The following is a 17,946-nucleotide window of genomic DNA, read 5'->3' as shown; positions in this document are numbered from 1 at the left end:
AAGAGCCACGTCGATCACTCCTGTCTCCTGCACGGGTACCGAGCAGGATAGTGTTCACGAGGTGGGTCAGAATTAGATGCAAATCAAACGTAAAAGTGGGTCAACTCTGCCTGCAAATCAACAGGCATAGGACTCGTCGTTGAGCTCCTGGCCGTACATAGTGAGCCGCGCTCGCGGATTGTGCTCCAGCAGGTATTCGCCGGCCACGGAAAGCATGCCGCCAGTGCCAGCGGTGGGGTCGTAAATCGTGCGCACCACAGCCTTGCCAGCGCTAAGCACGTCATCGTCCTCGATGAATAGCAGGTTGACCATCAAGCGGATGACTTCGCGCGGCGTGAAGTGTTCCCCGGCCGTCTCGTTGGAGATTTCGGCGAACTTGCGGATGAGCTCCTCGAACACCGCGCCCATGCTAGCGTTATCCACCGCCTCGGGGTGCAAGTCGATGTGCGCGAACTTCTCGGTGACGAGATAGAGCAAATTCGCTTTAGCGAGGCGCTCAACCTGGGTGTAAAAATCGAAGCGCTCGAAGATATCCCGCGCTGCCGGAGAAAAGGCCTGCACGTAGGTGTAGAGGTTCTGGCGGATGTGGTCCTGGTCGCCGAGCAGCTTCACAAGGTCCAACGGCGAGGTGTTGTAGAAGCTCTGACCAGCCTTGCGGAGCAAAAATGGGTCAGGGTTCAGCCCTGCCTTGGTCTTGGTATCGAGTTCGGCCAAAACCGCTGGCTTGGTGGCTTCCAGCACACAGTCCAGGCGCCGTAGGACGGTGAAGGGCAGGATGACCTTACCGTATTCGGACTGCTTGTAGTCTCCGCGCAGCAGGTCGGCAACAGACCAGATGAAGGAGGAGAGGGCTTGATGATTCATCGTGCTCATTCCAATTATTCTTTTTCGCGCCAACTTGGAAAACCCAAACGCAAAAAACGAACGGCCACCAAGGGTGGCCGTTGAATCGTTCTACTGGACGCTCGACGCTCCGCAAATCAGTCGCGCTATCGATGAGAAAAAACCCATAACTTTCTCAGTTTATGCGTCCAGCTTTCTCAGGTTATGCGTTCACCTACACTGCGCGATCAGGCGTCGATATTCCCCGCCGACAACGCATGCGTCTCGATGAAGTTGCGGCGCGGTTCGACGTCGTCGCCCATCAGCGTGGTGAAGACCTCGTCGGCCGCGATGGCGTCCTCGATCTGCACGCGCAACAAACGGCGCACCTTCGGGTCCATGGTGGTTTCCCACAGCTGTTCCGGGTTCATTTCACCCAGACCCTTGTAGCGCTGCTTGGAGATGCTGCGGTCGGCTTCGCTGCGCAGCCACTGCATGGCTTCGCGGAAATCGGACACGGTCTGTTCCTTGCGCTTGTCGCCTTCGCCGCGGGCGGCCAGCGAACGCGCGCCGACCTTGCCGGAGAAGCTCTTGGCGGCCTTGGACAGGACCGCGTAGTCCGAACCGTTGACGAAGTCCGCATCGATGATGCTCACGCGCACGTTGCCGTGGTGCATGCGCTGCACCGACAGACGATGGCGCTCGGTGGCTTCGTCGAACTCCGGCACGACTTCCACGCCGTTGCCGCTGACCGGGTCGCGCATGGCGTCGGCCAGGCGGCGGGCGGAATCGGCGGTGGACTCGGCCGATTCCAGGTTGATCTCCACGCCTTCGGCCATGGCCGACAGCGCGCCCACGTCGAATACGCGCGACAGGCGCGCGATCACGGCGTCGGCCGCGACGTACTGGCGGGCCAGGTCGTTGAGTTCGTCGCCGCGGATGATGTTGCCGCCCGAGATGATCTCGGCATCCTTCAGCGCCAGTTGCAACATGAACTGCGCTTCTTCCTGGTCGTCTTTCAGATAGCGTTCTTCGCGGCCGACCTTGACCTTGTACAGCGGCGGCTGGGCGATATACACGTAGCCGCGCTGCACCAGTTCAGGCATCTGGCGGTACAGCAGCGTCAGCAGCAGGGTGCGGATGTGCGCGCCGTCCACGTCCGCGTCGGTCATGATGATGAGGCGGTGGTAGCGCAGCTTGTCGACGTTGAAGTCAGGACCGATGCTGGTGCCCAGCGCGGTGATCAGCGTGGCGATCTGCTCGCTGGCGATCAGGCGGTCGAAACGCGCCTTCTCGACGTTCAGCACCTTGCCGCGCAACGGCAGGATGGCCTGGAACTTGCGATCGCGGCCTTGCTTGGCCGAGCCGCCTGCGGAGTCACCCTCGACGATGTACAGCTCGCACAGCGCGGGGTCCTTTTCCTGGCAGTCGGCCAGCTTGCCGGGCAGGCCTGCGCCTTCCAGCACGCTCTTGCGGCGCGTCATTTCGCGCGCCTTGCGCGCGGCTTCGCGGGCGCGGGCGGCTTCGACGATCTTGGCGCACAGCGCCTTGGCGTCGTTCGGGTGTTCCAGCAGCCAGGTTTCCAGCGTGCGCGCCACGGCTTCTTCAACCGCCGGACGCACTTCGCTGGAGACCAGCTTGTCCTTGGTCTGGCTGCTGAACTTGGGCTCGGGCACCTTCACCGACAGCACGCAGGCCAGGCCTTCGCGCATGTCGTCGCCGGACGTCTCGACCTTGGCCTTCTTGGCCAGTTCGTTGTCGGTGATGTACTTGTTGATGATGCGGGTCATCGCCGCGCGCAGGCCGGTCAGGTGCGAGCCGCCGTCGCGCTGCGGAATGTTGTTGGTGAAGCACAGCACGCTTTCGCTGTAGCTGTCGTTCCACTGCATCGCCACTTCGACGCCGACCGGCACGCCGCCTGCCGAGGACTCGGTGGTGACCGAGAACACGTTCGGGTGCAGCACGGTCTTGCTGCGATTGATGTATTCGACGAAGCCCTTCACGCCGCCGGAGAAGGCGAAGTTCTCTTCCTTGCCCTGGCGCTGGTCGATCAGGCGGATCTTCACGCCATTGTTCAGGAACGACAGTTCGCGCAGGCGCTTCGAGAGGATCTCGTAGTGGTACTCGATGTTGTTGAAGATGATCGGGTCGGCCAAAAAGCGCACTTCGGTGCCGCGCTTGTCGGTCGTGCCGGTCACGGCCAGGGGCGCGACGCGCTCGCCCTGGCGGAACTCCATCTGGTGCACTTCGCCGTTGCGGCGGATGGTCAGCCGCAGCCATTCGGACAGCGCGTTCACGCAAGACACGCCCACGCCGTGCAGGCCGCCGGACACCTTGTAGGAGTTCTGGTCGAACTTGCCGCCAGCGTGCAGTTCGGTCATGACGATTTCGGCCGCGCTGCGGTGGAATTCGTCATCCTTGTGGATGTCGGTGGGGATGCCGCGGCCGTTGTCGGTGACCGAGATCGAGTTGTCGGTGTGGATCGTGACGACGATATCGTCGCAGTAGCCGGCCAGGGCTTCGTCGATGGCGTTGTCGACGACTTCGAACACCATGTGGTGCAAGCCGGTGCCGTCGGATGTGTCGCCGATGTACATGCCGGGGCGTTTGCGCACGGCCTCCAGCCCCTTGAGCATCTTGATCGAGTCAGCGCCGTAGCCGCTGTTCTCGGGAGTGGTGTTCTGCTGATCTGACATGTCTGTATCGATAACGCTTTAAAGAACGGCCTGGCGGCCGGACCGCCCACGGGCCCTCGGGCCCGCAAGCGGCACAAACCCACGATGGGTGCGGATCAAATCCGCATGGGCATGACGACGTACTTGAACTGGTCGTCTTCGGGCAGGGTGATGAGCGCCGACGCGTTGGCATCGGGCATGACCGACCACTGGATGTTGTCCACCTTGACGTTGGACAGCACGTCGAGCAGGTAGCCGACGTTGAAGCCCACATCGAGGGCTTCATGGCCGTAGTCGATGTCGATTTCTTCCTGCGCCTCTTCCTGCTCGGCGTTGGAGGACGAGATCTTCATCTGGTTCTGCGCCAGTTGCAGGCGCACGCCCTTGAACTTGTCGGTGGTCAGGATGGCGGCGCGCTGCAGGCTGCCCTGGAGGGCTTCGCGGCCGACCAGGAAATGGCGCGTGTAGTTCGTCGGGATCACGCGCGTGAAGTCCGGGAACTTGCCTTCCACCAGCTTGGAGACGAGCTCCACGTCGCCGAAGCGGAAGCGGATCTGGCCCGGCGCCACGTCGATCGAAACCGGCTCGTCGGAGTCTTCCAGCAGGCGCTGCATTTCCAGCACGGTCTTGCGCGGCACGATCACTTCGTGGCGTTCGCTGATGCCGTCGGCTTCCGTCGAGCAGTGCGCCAGGCGGTGGCCATCGGTGGCGACCGCACGCACGCGGCCCGGTTCAAACACCAGCAGCATGCCGTTCAGGTAGTAGCGGATGTCCTGTTGCGCCATGGCGAAGTGCACCATGTTGAACAGGTGGCGCAGCGTGCGCTGCGGCATGGTCAGCGACACGTCCCACTGCTCGGGCTGAGCCACGGTGGGGAATTCGCTGGCGGCCAGCGTCTGCAGGGCGAAGCGGCTCTTGGCCGACTGCACCGACAGCTTGTTGCTGGCCAGCGCCAGGCGCACGTCGCCGGTGTCCGGCAGGGCCTTCAGGATATCCAGCAGCTTGCGCGCCGCGACCGTGGTGGATTCGTTGTCTTGACCCACGCCGAAGTCGGCATGGGTGGTGATCTGTACTTCCAGGTCGGTCGCAATGAAGGCAACCTTGTTGCCTTCCTTGCGCATCAGGATGTTCGCCAGGATGGGCAGGGTATGGCGTCTTTCGACGATGCCCGCCACAGTCGACAGCGGTTTCAGCAATGCATCGCGTGTGGTTTGTACGAGTTGCATGTTCATCCTTTTAGAGTTTGTTCCAACACGTGCAGGGTATGGTTGAGCTCCGCTTGCTTGGCGCGGGCGTCGGAAATCTTGCGTACGGCATGCAGCACGGTGGTGTGATCACGGCCACCGAACAGATCGCCGATTTCCGGCAGGCTTTTCTGGGTCAGCTCCTTCGCCAGGTACATCGCGACCTGGCGCGGCAAAGCGATATTGGCGGGCCGGCGTTTCGAGTACATGTCGGCCACTTTGATCTTGTAGAAATCCGCCACCGTCTTCTGGATGTTCTCCACGGTGATCTGGCCGTTGGACACGGACAGCAGGTCCTTCAGGGCTTCCTTGCAGACATCCACCGTCAGCACGTCGCGGCCGTGGAAGCGCGCATAGGCCAGCACCTTGCGCAGCGCGCCTTCCAGTTCGCGCACGTTGCTGCGCAGATGCTTGGCGATGAAGAACGCCACTTCCTCGGGCATGGGCACGCCTTCGGATTCCGCCTTGCGCAACAGGATCGCCACGCGCATTTCCAGTTCCGGCGGCTCGATGGCCACCGTCAGGCCGGAGTCGAAGCGCGAGATCAGGCGGCTGTCGATGCCCGACAGTTCCTTCGGATAGGTATCGCTGGTGATGATGATCTGCTTGCGCTGAGCCACCATCGCTTCGAACGCGTAGAAGAATTCTTCCTGCGTGCGGTTCTTGCCGGAGAAGAACTGGATATCGTCGATCAGCAGCAGGTCGAGCGAATGGTAATAACGCTTGAAGTCGTCGAACGCCTTGCGCTGGTAGGCCTTCACCACGTCCGACACGTATTGGTCGGCATGCACATAGCGCACGCGCACACCGGTCCCCGCCGCCACCATCGCATTGCCGATGGCGTGGATCAGGTGGGTCTTGCCCAGGCCCACGCCGCCGTACAGGAACAGCGGGTTGTAGGACGTGCCAGGGTTCTCGGCGACCTGCAACGCAGCGGCGCGCGCGAGCTGGTTCGCCTTACCCGTCACAAAGTTCTCGAACGTCAGATCGGTGTTCAGGCGCGAACGCTCGTACACGATGCTTGCCGCGTCCGCGTTCACCGCTTGCGCGGCCTGCGCGGCCGCCGTGGTCGCCGGGGCTGCGGGTGCAGGCGTTACCGGGGCCATCGGTGGCGGCGCGCCGCCTGAAGGGGAAGCAGCGGACGGATACGCGGGCGCCGCGGGTGCGGCGCGTACGGGCGCGACCGGCATGCGCGGCGTGGCGCCTTGCGTCGGCAACTCGAACAGCACCTGCACCGGACGCTCGAACCACTCCGCGGCCAACGCTTCGATCTGGTGGGAAAAGTTCTTCCGTACCCAATCCAGTTTGAACCGGTTGGGAGCGGCAACGCGCAGCACCGCCTGCGTTTCGTCGTACGCAAGCGGGACCAGCGGTCGTATCCACGCGCTGATTTGTTGGGGGGGGAGTTCCTGCTCAAGACGACTGACGCAGGTCTGCCAGAATTCTTTCATGTCGCTCTTATTCAAACCTCGATTCTACCTTGCCTGGGCTGGGGTTATCCACAGGGTAGGGCATAAGCGTCCGTGCGGCGCAGTCTTAACTGTTTGACAAGACAGGGAAAACTTGCTGAAATGGTGGGCTTTTCCGAATTCTGTCTGTCAGAAGGTTCCACAGAGAGCTTAGCCGCGCTTTGTTGGCAGTGGTGTCTAACGATGCCTACCGCCCACGCAACTGCCTGGTTTTGCTTCTAATAGGTCGCCCGGGGTTTCCCGGTCAGAGCCCCGTCTACGAGCTGTTTTTTTGCACCTGTTGCAAAAATGCTCATTAGATACCCGCTTCCTGAATGCGCGACCAGGAACCCTTCCGGGCAGGTCCCTTCTGACTTTTGTTCTTTTTGTGGATCGTCCATGAAACGTACCTACCAACCTTCCGTTACCCGTCGCAAGCGCACCCATGGTTTCCGCGTGCGCATGAAAACCCGCGCTGGCCGCGCCATCCTGAATGCCCGCCGCGCCAAGGGCCGCAAGCGTCTGGCCGTCTAAGTCCTGTTTTTCCGGCTTGTCCGGAAAAACCTGACGCCTGATTTTGCAGTCCATGCCGCGCTCCACGCTTCCGCCGGAGGCGCGGCTGCATCGCCCCTCCGAGTTCGCCGCCGCCCTCAAAGGCCGGCGTCTTGCCCGAGGGGCGTTCTTCATTGTGAGCGCGGCTCCCAATGATCTGCCTCCCGGCCAGGACACCTGTGCGCGTCTCGGCCTGGTGATCGCCAAGCGGTTCGCCGCCCACGCCAGTACGCGCAACGCCATCAAGCGGGTCATCCGCGAGGCGTTCCGCCATCGGCGCCTGGGACTGCCGGCCAAAGATTACGTCGTGCGCCTGCATAGCAAGGTTGCGCCCGCCACGCTTACCGCGCTGAAACGCGCGGCAAGAGCCGAAGTGGACGCTCACTTTGAGCGGATAGCGCGATGATCAAGGCTTTACTCATTGCCCCGATCCGGTTCTACAGGTTTTTCCTGAGCCCCTGGATCGGCAGGCAGTGCCGCTTTACCCCGACCTGCTCGGCGTATGCGATCGAAGCGATCGAGCGCCACGGCGCCTGGCGCGGCTTCTGGCTGGCAGTCCGGCGCATCGGCCGCTGCCACCCTTGGTCGCCGGGCGGATTGGACCCGGTTCCGCCCTCCAAGGGAACCAATGGCCCCTCGTGCTGTTCCCACAGCCACCGCACCGAGCATGATTGACGCTAAACTGGCGGGCTTTGCTGGCCCGTATTCACCTCAGTAGGCACCATGGATATCCGACGAACCGTCCTCTGGATGATTTTTTCCTTCTCGCTGTTGCTCCTATGGAACAACTGGCAGATCCATAACGGCAAGCCGTCGCTGTTCGGCCCCACGCCTGCCGCCACCACGAGCGAGCCGCAGGCCTCTGCCAACAACGCAACGCCTTCGGTGCCCAGCACGCCCGCCCCCGCGGCTGCCGCTGCGTCCGCCGTGCCCGGCGCCGCCGCGCCTGCTGCCGCGCGCTCGGAAGAAGTCGTCATCACGACCGACGTGCTGCGCCTGACGTTCGACACCATGGGCGCCCAGCTGGTGCGCGCCGAACTGCTGAAGTACCCGGCCACCGGCCAGCCCGACAAGCCCACGGTGCTGCTGGACCGCGCCGCTGGCCTGAACTACGTGGTGCAGACCGGCGTGGTCGGCGCCCCCAACGGCCAAAGCTTCCCCACGCACCAGACGCCTTTCCGCGTCGTGTCCTCGGAACGCCAGCTGACCGGCGACAACCTGGTGGTCGCCTTCGAGGGCGAATCCGGCGGCGTGAAGGTCACCAAGACGTTCACCCTGCACCGCGGCCGCTATGACATCGACGTGCGCCACGACCTGGCCAACGTCAGCGCCGGCCCCGTGTCGCCCGCCCTGTACCTGCAGCTCGAACGCGACGGCAACGACCCCGCCGACACGTCCAGCTTCTATCACACCTTCACCGGTTTCGCCGTCTACTCGGAACAGGACAAGTTCCAGAAGATCACCTTCAGCGACATCGAAAAGAAGAAGGCCAGCTACATCAAGCAATCGGACAACGGCTGGATCGCCGTGGTCCAGCACTACTTCGCCACCGCCTGGGTGCCCCCGCAGGGCAAGCCGCGCACCAACGAACTGCTGGAAGTGCAGAAGAACCTGTACGCCGCCCGCAGCATCGAGGCAGTGGGCGAGATCGCCCCAGGCGCCGCCACGCGCGTCGATTCGCACCTGTGGGTCGGTCCGCAAGACCAGAAGGCCATGGCCGCCCTGGCCCCCGGCCTGGAACTGGTGGTCGACTATGGCTGGCTGACCATCATCGCCAAGCCGCTGTTCAAGCTGATGACCTGGCTGCATTCCATCCTGGGCAACTGGGGCTGGACGATCGTGGCGCTGACCGTGCTGATCAAGGCCGTGTTCTACCCCCTGGCCGCCGCCAGCTACCGCTCCATGGCCCGCATGAAGCAGGTGGCTCCGCGCCTGCAGGCCCTGAAGGAAAAGTACGGCGACGACAAGCAGAAACTCAATGCGGCCATGATGGAGATGTACCGCACCGAAAAGATCAACCCGCTGGGCGGCTGCTTGCCCATGCTGGTGCAGATCCCGGTGTTCATCTCGCTGTACTGGGTGCTGCTGGCCAGCGTGGAAATGCGCGGCGCGCCGTGGATCCTGTGGGTGCACGACCTGTCGATCCGCGACCCGTACTTCATTCTGCCCGCCATCATGATGGCCACTATGTTCCTGCAGATCAAACTGAACCCGACGCCCCCGGACCCCGTCCAAGCCAAGGTCATGATGATCATGCCGCTGGTGTTCGGCGGGATGATGTTCTTCTTCCCGGCCGGCCTGGTGCTCTACTGGTGCGTCAACAACACCCTGTCGATCGCCCAGCAGTGGTCCATCACCCGCGCCATGCAGCGCAAGACGGAAGCCGCAGCCAACCGCTGATATCTGCTCCCGCGCAAGAAACCGGTCCCATGCGGACCGGTTTTTTTTCGCCTGACGGCCGCCACCGATGCCGATTCCTGATTTTCTTGATAGTTATTCTTTATCAAGTTTTATAGATCAATCAACTTCACACGGTAAGGCAAGACCCCTATGATGTGTCGGAGATAGCCCCAGGCCGGCAATGCCGGGCTATCCCAGACACGGCGCGGGCCCCTCTGCGGCCCCCGCATTCCAGGCATTTCATAGGGAGTGTGCTATGACCGACAAGAAGACGCATCTGACCACCGCCGCTGGCGCGCCGGTGGCCGACAACAACAACACGCTGACTGCCGGCCCGCGCGGCCCGGCGCTGTTGGAAGACTTCTGGCTGATTGAAAAGCTCGCCCACTTCGACCGCGAACGCATCCCCGAACGCGTGGTGCACGCCAAGGGTTCGGGCGCCTATGGCACCCTCACTGTCACCCACGACATCTCGCGCTACACCCGCGCCAACCTCTTTTCCCAGGTCGGCAAGCAAACCCCGCTGTTCCTGCGTTTCTCGACCGTGGCCGGCGAGCGCGGCGCGGCTGACGCCGAACGCGACGTGCGCGGTTTCGCCATCAAGTTCTACACCGAGGAAGGCAACTGGGACCTGGTCGGCAACAACACGCCGGTCTTCTTCATCCGTGATCCGCTGAAATTCCCGGACTTCATCCACACCCAGAAGCGCGACCCCAAGACCAACCTGCGCAGCGCCACCGCCGCCTGGGACTTCTGGTCGCTCAATCCCGAATCGCTACACCAGGTCACCACCCTGATGAGCGATCGCGGCATTCCCGCCAACCTGCGCCAGCAGCACGGCTTCGGTTCGCACACGTTCAGTTTCATCAACAAGGACGGCGAGCGCTTCTATGTGAAATTCCACTTCAAGTCGCAGCAAGGCATCGCCTGTCTGAGCGACGAGGAAGCGGCGCAAGTGGTCGCCCATGACCGCGAAAGCTCGCAGCGCGACCTGTTCGAGAACATCGAAAAGGGCAACTTCCCGAAGTGGACGCTGAAGGTGCAGATCATGCCCGAGGCCGAAGCCGCGACTTACCATATCAACCCCTTCGACCTGACCAAGGTCTGGCCGCATGGCGACTATCCGCTGATCGAAGTCGGCGTGCTGGAGCTGAACAAGAACCCCGAGAACTACTTTGCCGAGGTCGAGCAGGCCGCCTTCACCCCGGCCAACGTGGTCCCCGGTATCGGATTCTCGCCGGACAAGATGCTGCAAGGCCGGCTGTTCTCCTACGGCGACACGCACCGCTATCGCCTGGGCATCAACCACCACCAGATCCCGGTGAACGCGCCGCGCTGCCCGTTTCACAGCTTCCACCGCGACGGCGCCGGCCGTGTCGACGGCAACGTCGGGGCGACGCTGAACTACGAGCCCAACAGCGCGGGCGAGTGGAAGGAAACCCCGTCGGCAGGCGAGCCGCCGCTGGCGCTGGACGGCCAGGCGGCAGCGCGCTGGAATCACCGCGTGGACGATGACTACTACTCGCAGCCGGGCGCCTTGTTCCGCCTGATGACGCCTGCACAGCAGGAGTTGCTGTTCGGCAACATCGGCCGCCACATGGCCGGCGTCCCGGAAGAAATCCAGCGCCGCCAGCTGGAACACTTCCGCAAAGCCGATCCCGCCTACGCCGCAGGCGTGGCCAAGGCGCTGGGACTGAAGCTGTAATCCGCGACGCGCCTATGCGCAAGGCGGCCCCGAGGGGCCGCCTTTTTTTGGCTGCTGCGCGGCTCTGCGCCGAGACAATCAGCGCTGCATGCCCCAGCGCCTGACCGTGAAACGCTCCACGGTGTCGAACACCAGGTTTTCCACAAGCAGGCCGATGATCACCACCGCCGCCAACCCCGCGAACACGCGGTCTGTGTATAACTCGTTGCGGTTCTGAAAGATGTACCAGCCCAGGCCGCCCTTGCCGCTGGACGCGCCGAACACCAGTTCCGCAGCGATCAATGTGCGCCACGCAAAGGCCCAGCCTATCCTCAGCCCGGCCAGGATGGCGGGCAGGGCGGCAGGCACCAGAATCTGCAACACGTAGCGCAGACCGCTCAATCCATAGTTGCGGCCCGCCATGCGCAAGGTATCCGATACCCCCAGAAAACCCGCGTACATGTTCAGCGCCAGCGCCCACAACACCGAATGGATCAGAACGAACACCAGGCTGCCTTCGCCCAGGCCGAACCACAGCAGCGCCAGCGGCAGCAGCGCAATCGCCGGCAGGGGATTGAACATGGCCGTCAAGGTGGACAGCAGATCGCGACCGAAACGCGTCGACACCGCCAGCGTGGTCAGCACAAAGGCCAGCAGCACGCCCGCCGCATATCCCTGCGCCAGCACGCGCAACGATTGCCCGGCGCGTGCCAGCAGTTCGCCGCCTGCGATGCCCTGCACGAAGGCGACCGCCGTCTGCGATGCGCTGGGCAGCAGCAGATCATTGTCGGTGTAGCGCGCCGCCAGCTCCCAGATGCCGGCCAATAGCGCCAGGATCGCCAGCTTGCGCAGGCTGGCGTGCTGCCACAGGCGTTCATGCCAGGGCAGGGGCGCTTCGCCCGCTTGCGCGGGCAAGGGCGGCAGCTCGTACTCCACTTCGGGACGGATGGGCACGGCGCCTGCGTATGCGTTGTTCATGCGGAAGTCCTTCAGGCCGCGGCCCGTTCAGCGGCAAGTTCAGCGGACTTTTCCGCAGGCGCCACATCGAACAGCAGATCATGGACGCGCCTGGCCGCAGACTGGAACGCAGCCGAGCCCTGGCTATGCAGCCCGTAGGCATGGGCGTTCAGTTCCGCGCGCACGCGGCCCGGATGCGGCGACAGCAGCAGCACGCGGCTGCCCAGCACCAATGCCTCTTCGATGGAATGGGTGACGAACAGCAGCGTGAAACGCACGTCTTCCCACAGCGCCAGCAATTCTTCCTGCATGCGCCGCCGCGTCAACGCGTCCAGTGCCGCGAAGGGCTCGTCCATCAAAAGCACACGCGGCTGCATCGCCAGGGCGCGCGCAATGGCCACGCGCTGCTTCATGCCACCGGACAACGTATGCGGATAGGCATCGGCGAACGCGGACAACCCCACCTTGTCCAGGTAGTGCATGGCGCGCTCGTCGGCCTCGCGCCGGTTGAGCTTGCGTGAAGCCACCAGCGGAAACGCCACGTTCTGCCGCAACGTCTTCCATGGCGGCAGCTGGTCGAATTCCTGGAACACCACGATGCGGTCCGGCCCCGGGCCGCGCACGGCATTGCCATCGATGGCAATGCGGCCTTCGGTCGGTTCGATGAAGCCCGCAATTGCCTTAAGCAGCGTGGATTTGCCGCAACCGGACGCGCCCAGCAGGATGAAACGCTCTGCTTCGTGCACGTCGAAACTGACCTGATGCGTGGCGCGCACGCGCCTTTCGCGCGTCTTGTATTCGATCGACACCTTATCCACAGCCAGCAAAGGCGTGGCCTTTTCGGTGTTATCCACAGGGGAGGCAGCGCTCAATCCCATCTCAACTGCCTTGGGCCGTGACGGGGTCGTCAAAGAAATAATCGCGCCAACTGGCCGGCGCATTCTTGATCGCGCCCACCTTGTGCATGAACTCGGCCAGCGCATAGGTATTCTGCGGTTCCAGCTTGAACTGCACGTCGGGGTTCTTGATCACTTTGATCAGGAAATCGCGGTCCAGCTTTGCGCCGGTAACGCGCAGATAAGTATCCGCGGCCTTTTCCGGGTTGGCGCTGGCGAACTGCGCCGCTTCCTTCAGCGCGGCCTGGAATGCCTTGTAGGTCTTGGGATTTTCCTTGCGGAATTTCTCGGTCGCAAACAACACCGTGGACGAACTGGGCCCGCCCAGCACGTCATAGGAATTGAGCACGATGCGCGCCTTGGGATTCTCGGCCAGCTCCTGCTCCTGGAAGGGCGGGTTGCCGAAATGTCCCGTGATTTCCGTGCCGCCCGCGATGATGGCGGCGGCCGCGTCCGGATGCGGCAGGGCGACGGAAATCTTGTCCAGCTTGTTGAACTGCGCGTCGCCCCACAGTTTGGCCGACGCCAGCTGCAACACGCGAGACTGCACCGACACGCCCACCGCCGGCACCGCGATGCGGTCCTTGTCGGTGAAGTCCGCAATCGTCTTCACGTTGGGATTGTTGCTGACCAGGTAATAGGGAAAATTGCCCAGCGAAGCCACGCCCTTCACGTTCTGCTTGCCGCGCGTGCGGTCCCAGATCGTCAACAGCGGCCCCACGCCTGCCCCCGCGATATCCACAGCCCCGGACAACAGCGCATCGTTCACGGCCGAACCGCCCGACAGCTTGGCCCACTCGACCGAGATATCCACACCATCGGCCTTGCCGTGCTTTTCGATCAGTTGCTGATCGCGCGCCACGTTCAACAGCAGATACACGATGCCGTACTGCTCGGCGATGCGGATGCGGCCCTCCGCCATGGCCGGCGTCGGCGAAGCCAGCGCCAGCACGGCAAGTATCAACGCCAGGCCCGCGCCGGTGGCGGCCTGGACCAAACGATCACGTACAGCGGAGGAAAAACCCATGGCGGACCCTGTGGATAAATGGTTTTGCGCGAAATTAAGGGGCGCGCGACGTCAGAACGGCACGTCGCCTTCGATCGTCGTGCGGTACAGCTTGCGGCGCAGGTGATCCGGCGTACCGCCGGCCAGATGGATCAACGAGCGGTTGTCCCAGAACACCAGATCATGCGGCTGCCATTGGTGGCGGTAGATGTGTTCGGGCCGGATGCTGTGGGCAAACAGTTCGTCCAGGATCTGGCGGCTCTCGTCTTCGGGCAGGCCCTCGATGCGGGTGGTGAAGCCTTCGCTCACGAACAGCGCGCGGCGGCCCGTCTCCGGATGCGTGCGCACGACCGGATGCACCACTTCCTGCACCTGCGCCACCTGTTGCGCGCTGAGATTGGGACGCCACGAGCCTTCCTTCTGCAGCTGGCCGTACTTGGCCAGGTAGGAATGCACGGCACGCTTGCCTTCGATGGCGTCTCGCAATGCGGCGGGCAGAGTGTCGTACGCCACGTGCATGTCGGCGAATAGCGTGTCGCCGCCTTGCGTGGGCAGCTCCTGCGCGTGCAGCAGCGACCCCAGGCTGGGCAATTCCTTGTACGAGATATCCGAATGCCAATACTTGCCGGCATCACCCAGCCCTATCGGCTTGCCGTCTTCAACGATGTTGGAAACGATGAGGATCTCGGGATGCCCGGCCAGATGGAACTGATGCAGCACGTGGATCATCAGACGGCCAAAGCGGCGGCTGAAATCGATGTGCTGCTGCGGCGTGATGCGCTGATCGCGGAACACCAGCAGGTGATGGTCCAGATGGGCGCGATGCACCTGCGCGAAATCGGCCGGGGTCAGCTCGCGCGACAGGTCGATACCGATGATTTCCGCGCCGGTCACGGCTGCCAGCGGGCGGATCGAAAAGGCTTGCGCAGCGGGTTCGGCATACACCTCGGACCGGCGCAGCGCGTTGCTCTGGGACATGGATCGCTCCTTGCGCGAATGCCGGCCAGGCCGGCTCAGGAACGGTCCATTATGAAAACGCGCAACCCCTACGCAAACGAATTATTCGGCCTTTGTTCAAGCCTGCGCGTCATATGGCGCGCCATCGCGTTGTGGCTATAAGCTTATTCGCGCGAGAGGAACTTGCCGCGCACGGAGCCGATGTGCTGCTCCATCTTGCGCACCGCGGCCTTTTTATCGCCACGCTCGACCATCTTGTACAGGTCTTCCAGTTCGGCCACGTTGGGCTTTTCCGCCTTGCCCGCAGGCGGGCGGAACCACAGGCGCATGGAACGGTCCAGCAGGCTGCCGGCAAACTCCGCAAGGATGTCATTGCGGGCGGCTTCGTACAGCGTCTGGTGGAACCTGCGGTCGATCTCCATGCTGCCCAACCGGTCCTGGCGTTCATGGCATTCCCAGCCAGCCGCCACCAACGCTTGCAGGCGTTCCAGCAGCGCCGGGGTGGCATTGTCCACCGCCAGGCCTGTCAGATGCGGTTCGACCAGCAGGCGCGCGGCGATCAGCTCCAGGAAGCTGTCTATGGTTTCCGCTTTGACGAGGATGCCCTTGCGCGGCAGGATGTCCACCAGCCCCTCGCGGTCCAGCCGGTGTATGGCCAGATGGATGGGGCTGCGGCCCAGCGACAGCTGTTCGCTCAGTTGTGCGACATTGATCTGGTCCCCGGCGCGCAGCTCCTGCGTGAGGATCATGCGCTTGATCGCGAGATACGCCTGTTCGCCGAGCGAAGCCGCCGGCGCGGTGTCTTCCTGCTGTCGCTTGGGGGTAGGGGTTTTGGGCATGCGGTGATGGTTGCTGACCACGCGCCGCAACCGGCGCAGACCGCTGCGATTATAGCGACCGGTGCGGGCGGGCCAGCGTTTCCTCAGTCGATGCGCACGTTGCCGTCCTTGATGGCCTGTCCGTACTTGGCGGATTCGGCTTTCATGTATGCCGCGAACGCATCTGGCGTGGAGGCTGCAGCCACCATGCCCTGCTGCGCCAGGATCTGGCGCACGTCGGCATCCTGCAGCGCTTCGGAGTACATCTGGTTCAGACGCTGCACGCGATCGGCGGGCACGCCCGTGCGCGTGAGCAGCCCCATCCAGGTTTGCGATTCGAAGCCCGGCAGGCCGGCCTCGGCAAAGGTCGGCACATCGGGCAGCGCTGGCGTGCGCGCGCTTCCAGCCACTGCCAGGGCGCGCAGCTTGCCCGCCTGGATATGCGGCGCAACCACGCCCACGTCCCCGAGCGTCGCATCCACTTCGCCGCTCAGTACCGCCATGGTCGCTGGCGCCGCGCCCTTGTACGGCACGTGCATCATGCCCACGCCGGCCTGTTTTTTCAGCATCTCGAATCCCAGATGGCCTGATGAGCCATTGCCGAACGAAGAGAAGGTCGCCTTGTCGCCCTGGTCCTTGGCCCAGGCCAGGAACGCCTTGAGATCGCCAGCCGGCACCTTGGGTCCGACCACCAACACATGCGGGTTGGACGCCAGCTGCGTGACCGGCTGGAAGTCCTTCACGCTGTCATAGGGCAGCTGGTTCAACAGATAGGGATTGATGACGAAGCTTGCTGCGATCAGCAGGACCGTGTTGCCGTCAGCCGGCTTGCCCAGCAAGGTCTGTGCGCCGATCACGGTACTGCCGCCGGGACGGTTTTCGACGATGATGTTGGCTCCGGTGTTCTTCGCAATGGCCTTGGTCAGCGCCCGCGCCAGCGCGTCGGAGGAGCCGCCTGCGGTATACGGCACGATCAGCGTCATGGGCTGCGACGGGAACGTGTCGGCGGCGGCGCTCATGCTCGCCAGCGCCAGCGCGGCGGCCAATACGGTTTTCTTCATAATGTTTACCCCTTGATTTGTCATTGGTGCCGCACGGCAGGCGGCTTATTCCGCGTAGCGCAGGCCTGCGCGCACGACGTTGCGCAGTGAACCTATGCCGTCCACCCAACACTCCACGACGTCGCCATCACGCAGGAACAAGGGAGGCTGGCGGGCCGCTCCTATCCCTTCAGGCGTGCCGGTGAGGATGACGTCGCCGGGCAGCAAGGTCAGTCCCTGCGACAGCTCCGCGATCACGCGCGCCACGCTGAAGATCTGATTGCGGGTATGGCCAGCCTGCATGCGCACACCATTGACCTCGCAGCTCAGGGCGAGATTCTGCGGATCGTCGATCTCATCGGCGGTGACCAGGACCGGCCCCATCGGGCAGGTCGCGTCCAGGCTCTTGCCCTTGAACCATTGCGCGCCGTGCGCACGCTGCAGATCGCGTGCACTGAGGTCATTGGCCACCGTGTAGCCGAACACATGTTCCAGGGCATCCTCCTCAGCGATATCGCGTCCTTCCTTGCCGATCACCACGGCCAGCTCGACCTCCCAATCCAGCTTGGACGTATAGGCTTCATGCAACGGCACGCTGTCTTGCGGTCCGGCGACGGTAGTCGGCAGCTTGCTGAAGAAAGTGGGGCGTTCAGGCAGCTCGACCTCTTGGCCTTCGCGCTTGCCTTTGCTTTCGTCGTAGTGTTTCAGGTAATTCCAGCCGACGCAGAACACATTGCGTTGCGGGACGATGGGTGCGAGCAGGCGTACCGAATCCAGTGCCACAGCCGCGCCGCTGGCGTGCGCGACCTGGCTCAACAGCGTCTGTACGTCGGCCACGCCCTGAAAGGGCGTGATAGCTTGGCCGTCCAGCCGGCCCAATACCGGGCCGGATTCGCTGGCATAGCGAACGATTTTCATGGTGTCAGTCCGCAAGACGGGCCTGGCCCTGGATTTCCACCAGGATCTCAGGCTTGGCCAGGGCGGATACCTGCACCAGCGCGCAGGCGGGGAAATCGCCGCTGAAGAATTCGCGACGCGCCTTCCACACTTGCTGGTTGTCGGCCATGTTGGTCAGGAAGATCGTCAGCGTGACCATGTCGTCGATCTGGCCGCCCGCCGCTTCCAGGAGATGCTTCATCTTCGCAAAGATGACCTGGGCTTGTTCGTAGGCATTCGCGCCCTGGATGGTGCTCCCGTCGTTGGCGCGGGCGGTCAGTCCCGACAGGTAGACCGAGTCTTTCACGCGCAGGCAGTTGGACCACAGGCCGGGCTCGGCTTCGGCGACGTGGGGGCTGGTAATGCGGACTTTCTGGACCATGGGATTTCCTGTTCGAAGTTGGGTTGGAATTGCCGGTTAAAAATAACAGTGATATTTCACAGTTATATCAATGCTAGGCTGGCATGCCGGCGTCAGTCAAGGCCGTGCCGGCCTCGCAGGCATACGCAT

At 63.2% G+C, this 17,946-nt stretch carries 16 protein-coding genes and 1 pseudogene; 5 read left to right on the top strand and 12 right to left on the bottom strand.

Translation table 11 applies throughout. The features are described from left to right. Window positions 1-123: 123 nt before the first annotated feature. The 4 genes and pseudogenes from IB258_RS29715 to dnaA form a co-directional block, all read right to left on the bottom strand. Window positions 124-864: pseudogene (locus IB258_RS29715) on the bottom strand (type I restriction-modification system subunit M N-terminal domain-containing protein); the annotation flags it as partial. Window positions 865-1,070: 206 nt separating this feature from the next. Next, window positions 1,071-3,518 carry a DNA topoisomerase (ATP-hydrolyzing) subunit B gene (gene gyrB / locus IB258_RS29710; RefSeq protein ID WP_192353575.1) on the bottom strand — a complete coding sequence of 816 codons (2,448 nt, stop codon included), beginning with the start codon at window positions 3,516-3,518 and terminating at the stop codon, window positions 1,071-1,073. A gap of 95 nt (window positions 3,519-3,613) precedes the next feature. Continuing rightward, on the bottom strand, window positions 3,614-4,723 hold the full coding sequence (gene dnaN / locus IB258_RS29705) for a DNA polymerase III subunit beta (protein ID WP_054455945.1): 1,110 nt from the start codon (window positions 4,721-4,723) through the stop codon (window positions 3,614-3,616). 2 nt (window positions 4,724-4,725) lie between these two features. Then, window positions 4,726-6,192, bottom strand: coding sequence for a chromosomal replication initiator protein DnaA (gene dnaA, locus IB258_RS29700; protein ID WP_054455790.1), 1,467 nt, complete (start codon window positions 6,190-6,192; stop codon window positions 4,726-4,728). A 396-nt stretch (window positions 6,193-6,588) separates the two neighbouring features. On the opposite strand from dnaA, the gene rpmH reads away from it, so the two are divergent. The 5 genes from rpmH (at window position 6,589) to IB258_RS29675 (ending at window position 10,846) form a co-directional block, all read left to right on the top strand. Further along, window positions 6,589-6,723: a 50S ribosomal protein L34 gene (gene rpmH, locus IB258_RS29695; protein WP_003816025.1), complete on the top strand. Its 135-nt coding sequence runs from the start codon at window positions 6,589-6,591 to the stop codon at window positions 6,721-6,723. A 52-nt stretch (window positions 6,724-6,775) separates the two neighbouring features. Next, entirely contained in the window at window positions 6,776-7,147 is a 372-nt protein-coding gene (locus tag IB258_RS29690) for a ribonuclease P protein component (RefSeq protein ID WP_192353574.1), read from the top strand. Continuing rightward, entirely contained in the window at window positions 7,144-7,416 is a 273-nt protein-coding gene (gene yidD / locus IB258_RS29685; protein WP_059376344.1) for a membrane protein insertion efficiency factor YidD, read from the top strand. Before IB258_RS29690 ends, yidD begins: the two co-directional genes overlap by 4 nt. A gap of 48 nt (window positions 7,417-7,464) precedes the next feature. After that, window positions 7,465-9,141, top strand: a complete 1,677-nt coding sequence (gene yidC, locus IB258_RS29680) for a membrane protein insertase YidC (RefSeq protein ID WP_119449781.1) — start codon at window positions 7,465-7,467, stop codon at window positions 9,139-9,141. Between the two features lie 256 nt (window positions 9,142-9,397). Beyond that, entirely contained in the window at window positions 9,398-10,846 is a 1,449-nt protein-coding gene (locus IB258_RS29675) for a catalase (protein WP_054455792.1), read from the top strand. Window positions 10,847-10,924: 78 nt separating this feature from the next. Here the strand turns inward: IB258_RS29675 and IB258_RS29670 are convergent, their stop codons facing one another. From IB258_RS29670 to IB258_RS29635, 8 genes are all read right to left on the bottom strand, one after another. After that, the gene (locus IB258_RS29670; protein WP_054455794.1) at window positions 10,925-11,803 is read right to left on the bottom strand and encodes an ABC transporter permease; all 879 of its coding nucleotides are present in this window, start codon (window positions 11,801-11,803) and stop codon (window positions 10,925-10,927) included. An 11-nt stretch (window positions 11,804-11,814) separates the two neighbouring features. After that, window positions 11,815-12,660 (bottom strand): ABC transporter ATP-binding protein, encoded by an 846-nt coding sequence (locus IB258_RS29665; RefSeq protein ID WP_054455795.1) that lies wholly within the window; start codon window positions 12,658-12,660, stop codon window positions 11,815-11,817. A 1-nt stretch (window position 12,661) separates the two neighbouring features. Next, window positions 12,662-13,705, bottom strand: coding sequence for an ABC transporter substrate-binding protein (locus IB258_RS29660; RefSeq protein ID WP_054455796.1), 1,044 nt, complete (start codon window positions 13,703-13,705; stop codon window positions 12,662-12,664). 51 nt (window positions 13,706-13,756) lie between these two features. Further along, complete coding sequence (locus IB258_RS29655) at window positions 13,757-14,662, bottom strand: TauD/TfdA family dioxygenase (RefSeq protein WP_175181609.1); 906 nt, start codon at window positions 14,660-14,662, stop codon at window positions 13,757-13,759. A gap of 143 nt (window positions 14,663-14,805) precedes the next feature. After that, window positions 14,806-15,480, bottom strand: a complete 675-nt coding sequence (locus tag IB258_RS29650) for a GntR family transcriptional regulator (protein ID WP_054455801.1) — start codon at window positions 15,478-15,480, stop codon at window positions 14,806-14,808. 83 nt (window positions 15,481-15,563) lie between these two features. Next, window positions 15,564-16,520, bottom strand: coding sequence for a tripartite tricarboxylate transporter substrate binding protein (locus IB258_RS29645; RefSeq protein WP_054455803.1), 957 nt, complete (start codon window positions 16,518-16,520; stop codon window positions 15,564-15,566). A gap of 45 nt (window positions 16,521-16,565) precedes the next feature. After that, window positions 16,566-17,417, bottom strand: a complete 852-nt coding sequence (locus tag IB258_RS29640; protein WP_054455805.1) for a fumarylacetoacetate hydrolase family protein — start codon at window positions 17,415-17,417, stop codon at window positions 16,566-16,568. 4 nt (window positions 17,418-17,421) lie between these two features. Next, entirely contained in the window at window positions 17,422-17,817 is a 396-nt protein-coding gene (locus IB258_RS29635; protein WP_054455807.1) for a RidA family protein, read from the bottom strand. Between the last annotated feature and the right edge of the window lie 129 nt (window positions 17,818-17,946).

The organism is Achromobacter sp. ACM02 (genome assembly GCF_014851605.1).
GTDB lineage: Bacteria > Pseudomonadota > Gammaproteobacteria > Burkholderiales > Burkholderiaceae_B > Achromobacter > Achromobacter aegrifaciens.
This window is presented reverse-complemented; position numbering and strand designations above follow the sequence as displayed.

Excerpts from the sequence above, each read along its gene's own strand:
- gyrB (WP_192353575.1), bottom strand. The coding sequence starts at position 3,518 with ATGTCAGATCAGCAGAACACCACTCCCGAGAACAGCGGCTACGGCGCT.
- dnaN (WP_054455945.1), bottom strand. The coding sequence starts at position 4,723 with ATGCAACTCGTACAAACCACACGCGATGCATTGCTGAAACCGCTGTCG.
- dnaA (WP_054455790.1), bottom strand. The coding sequence starts at position 6,192 with ATGAAAGAATTCTGGCAGACCTGCGTCAGTCGTCTTGAGCAGGAACTC.
- rpmH (WP_003816025.1), top strand. The coding sequence starts at position 6,589 with ATGAAACGTACCTACCAACCTTCCGTTACCCGTCGCAAGCGCACCCAT.
- IB258_RS29690 (WP_192353574.1), top strand. The coding sequence starts at position 6,776 with ATGCCGCGCTCCACGCTTCCGCCGGAGGCGCGGCTGCATCGCCCCTCC.
- yidD (WP_059376344.1), top strand. The coding sequence starts at position 7,144 with ATGATCAAGGCTTTACTCATTGCCCCGATCCGGTTCTACAGGTTTTTC.
- yidC (WP_119449781.1), top strand. The coding sequence starts at position 7,465 with ATGGATATCCGACGAACCGTCCTCTGGATGATTTTTTCCTTCTCGCTG.
- IB258_RS29675 (WP_054455792.1), top strand. The coding sequence starts at position 9,398 with ATGACCGACAAGAAGACGCATCTGACCACCGCCGCTGGCGCGCCGGTG.
- IB258_RS29670 (WP_054455794.1), bottom strand. The coding sequence starts at position 11,803 with ATGAACAACGCATACGCAGGCGCCGTGCCCATCCGTCCCGAAGTGGAG.
- IB258_RS29665 (WP_054455795.1), bottom strand. The coding sequence starts at position 12,660 with ATGGGATTGAGCGCTGCCTCCCCTGTGGATAACACCGAAAAGGCCACG.
- IB258_RS29660 (WP_054455796.1), bottom strand. The coding sequence starts at position 13,705 with ATGGGTTTTTCCTCCGCTGTACGTGATCGTTTGGTCCAGGCCGCCACC.
- IB258_RS29655 (WP_175181609.1), bottom strand. The coding sequence starts at position 14,662 with ATGTCCCAGAGCAACGCGCTGCGCCGGTCCGAGGTGTATGCCGAACCC.
- IB258_RS29650 (WP_054455801.1), bottom strand. The coding sequence starts at position 15,480 with ATGCCCAAAACCCCTACCCCCAAGCGACAGCAGGAAGACACCGCGCCG.
- IB258_RS29645 (WP_054455803.1), bottom strand. The coding sequence starts at position 16,520 with ATGAAGAAAACCGTATTGGCCGCCGCGCTGGCGCTGGCGAGCATGAGC.
- IB258_RS29640 (WP_054455805.1), bottom strand. The coding sequence starts at position 17,417 with ATGAAAATCGTTCGCTATGCCAGCGAATCCGGCCCGGTATTGGGCCGG.
- IB258_RS29635 (WP_054455807.1), bottom strand. The coding sequence starts at position 17,817 with ATGGTCCAGAAAGTCCGCATTACCAGCCCCCACGTCGCCGAAGCCGAG.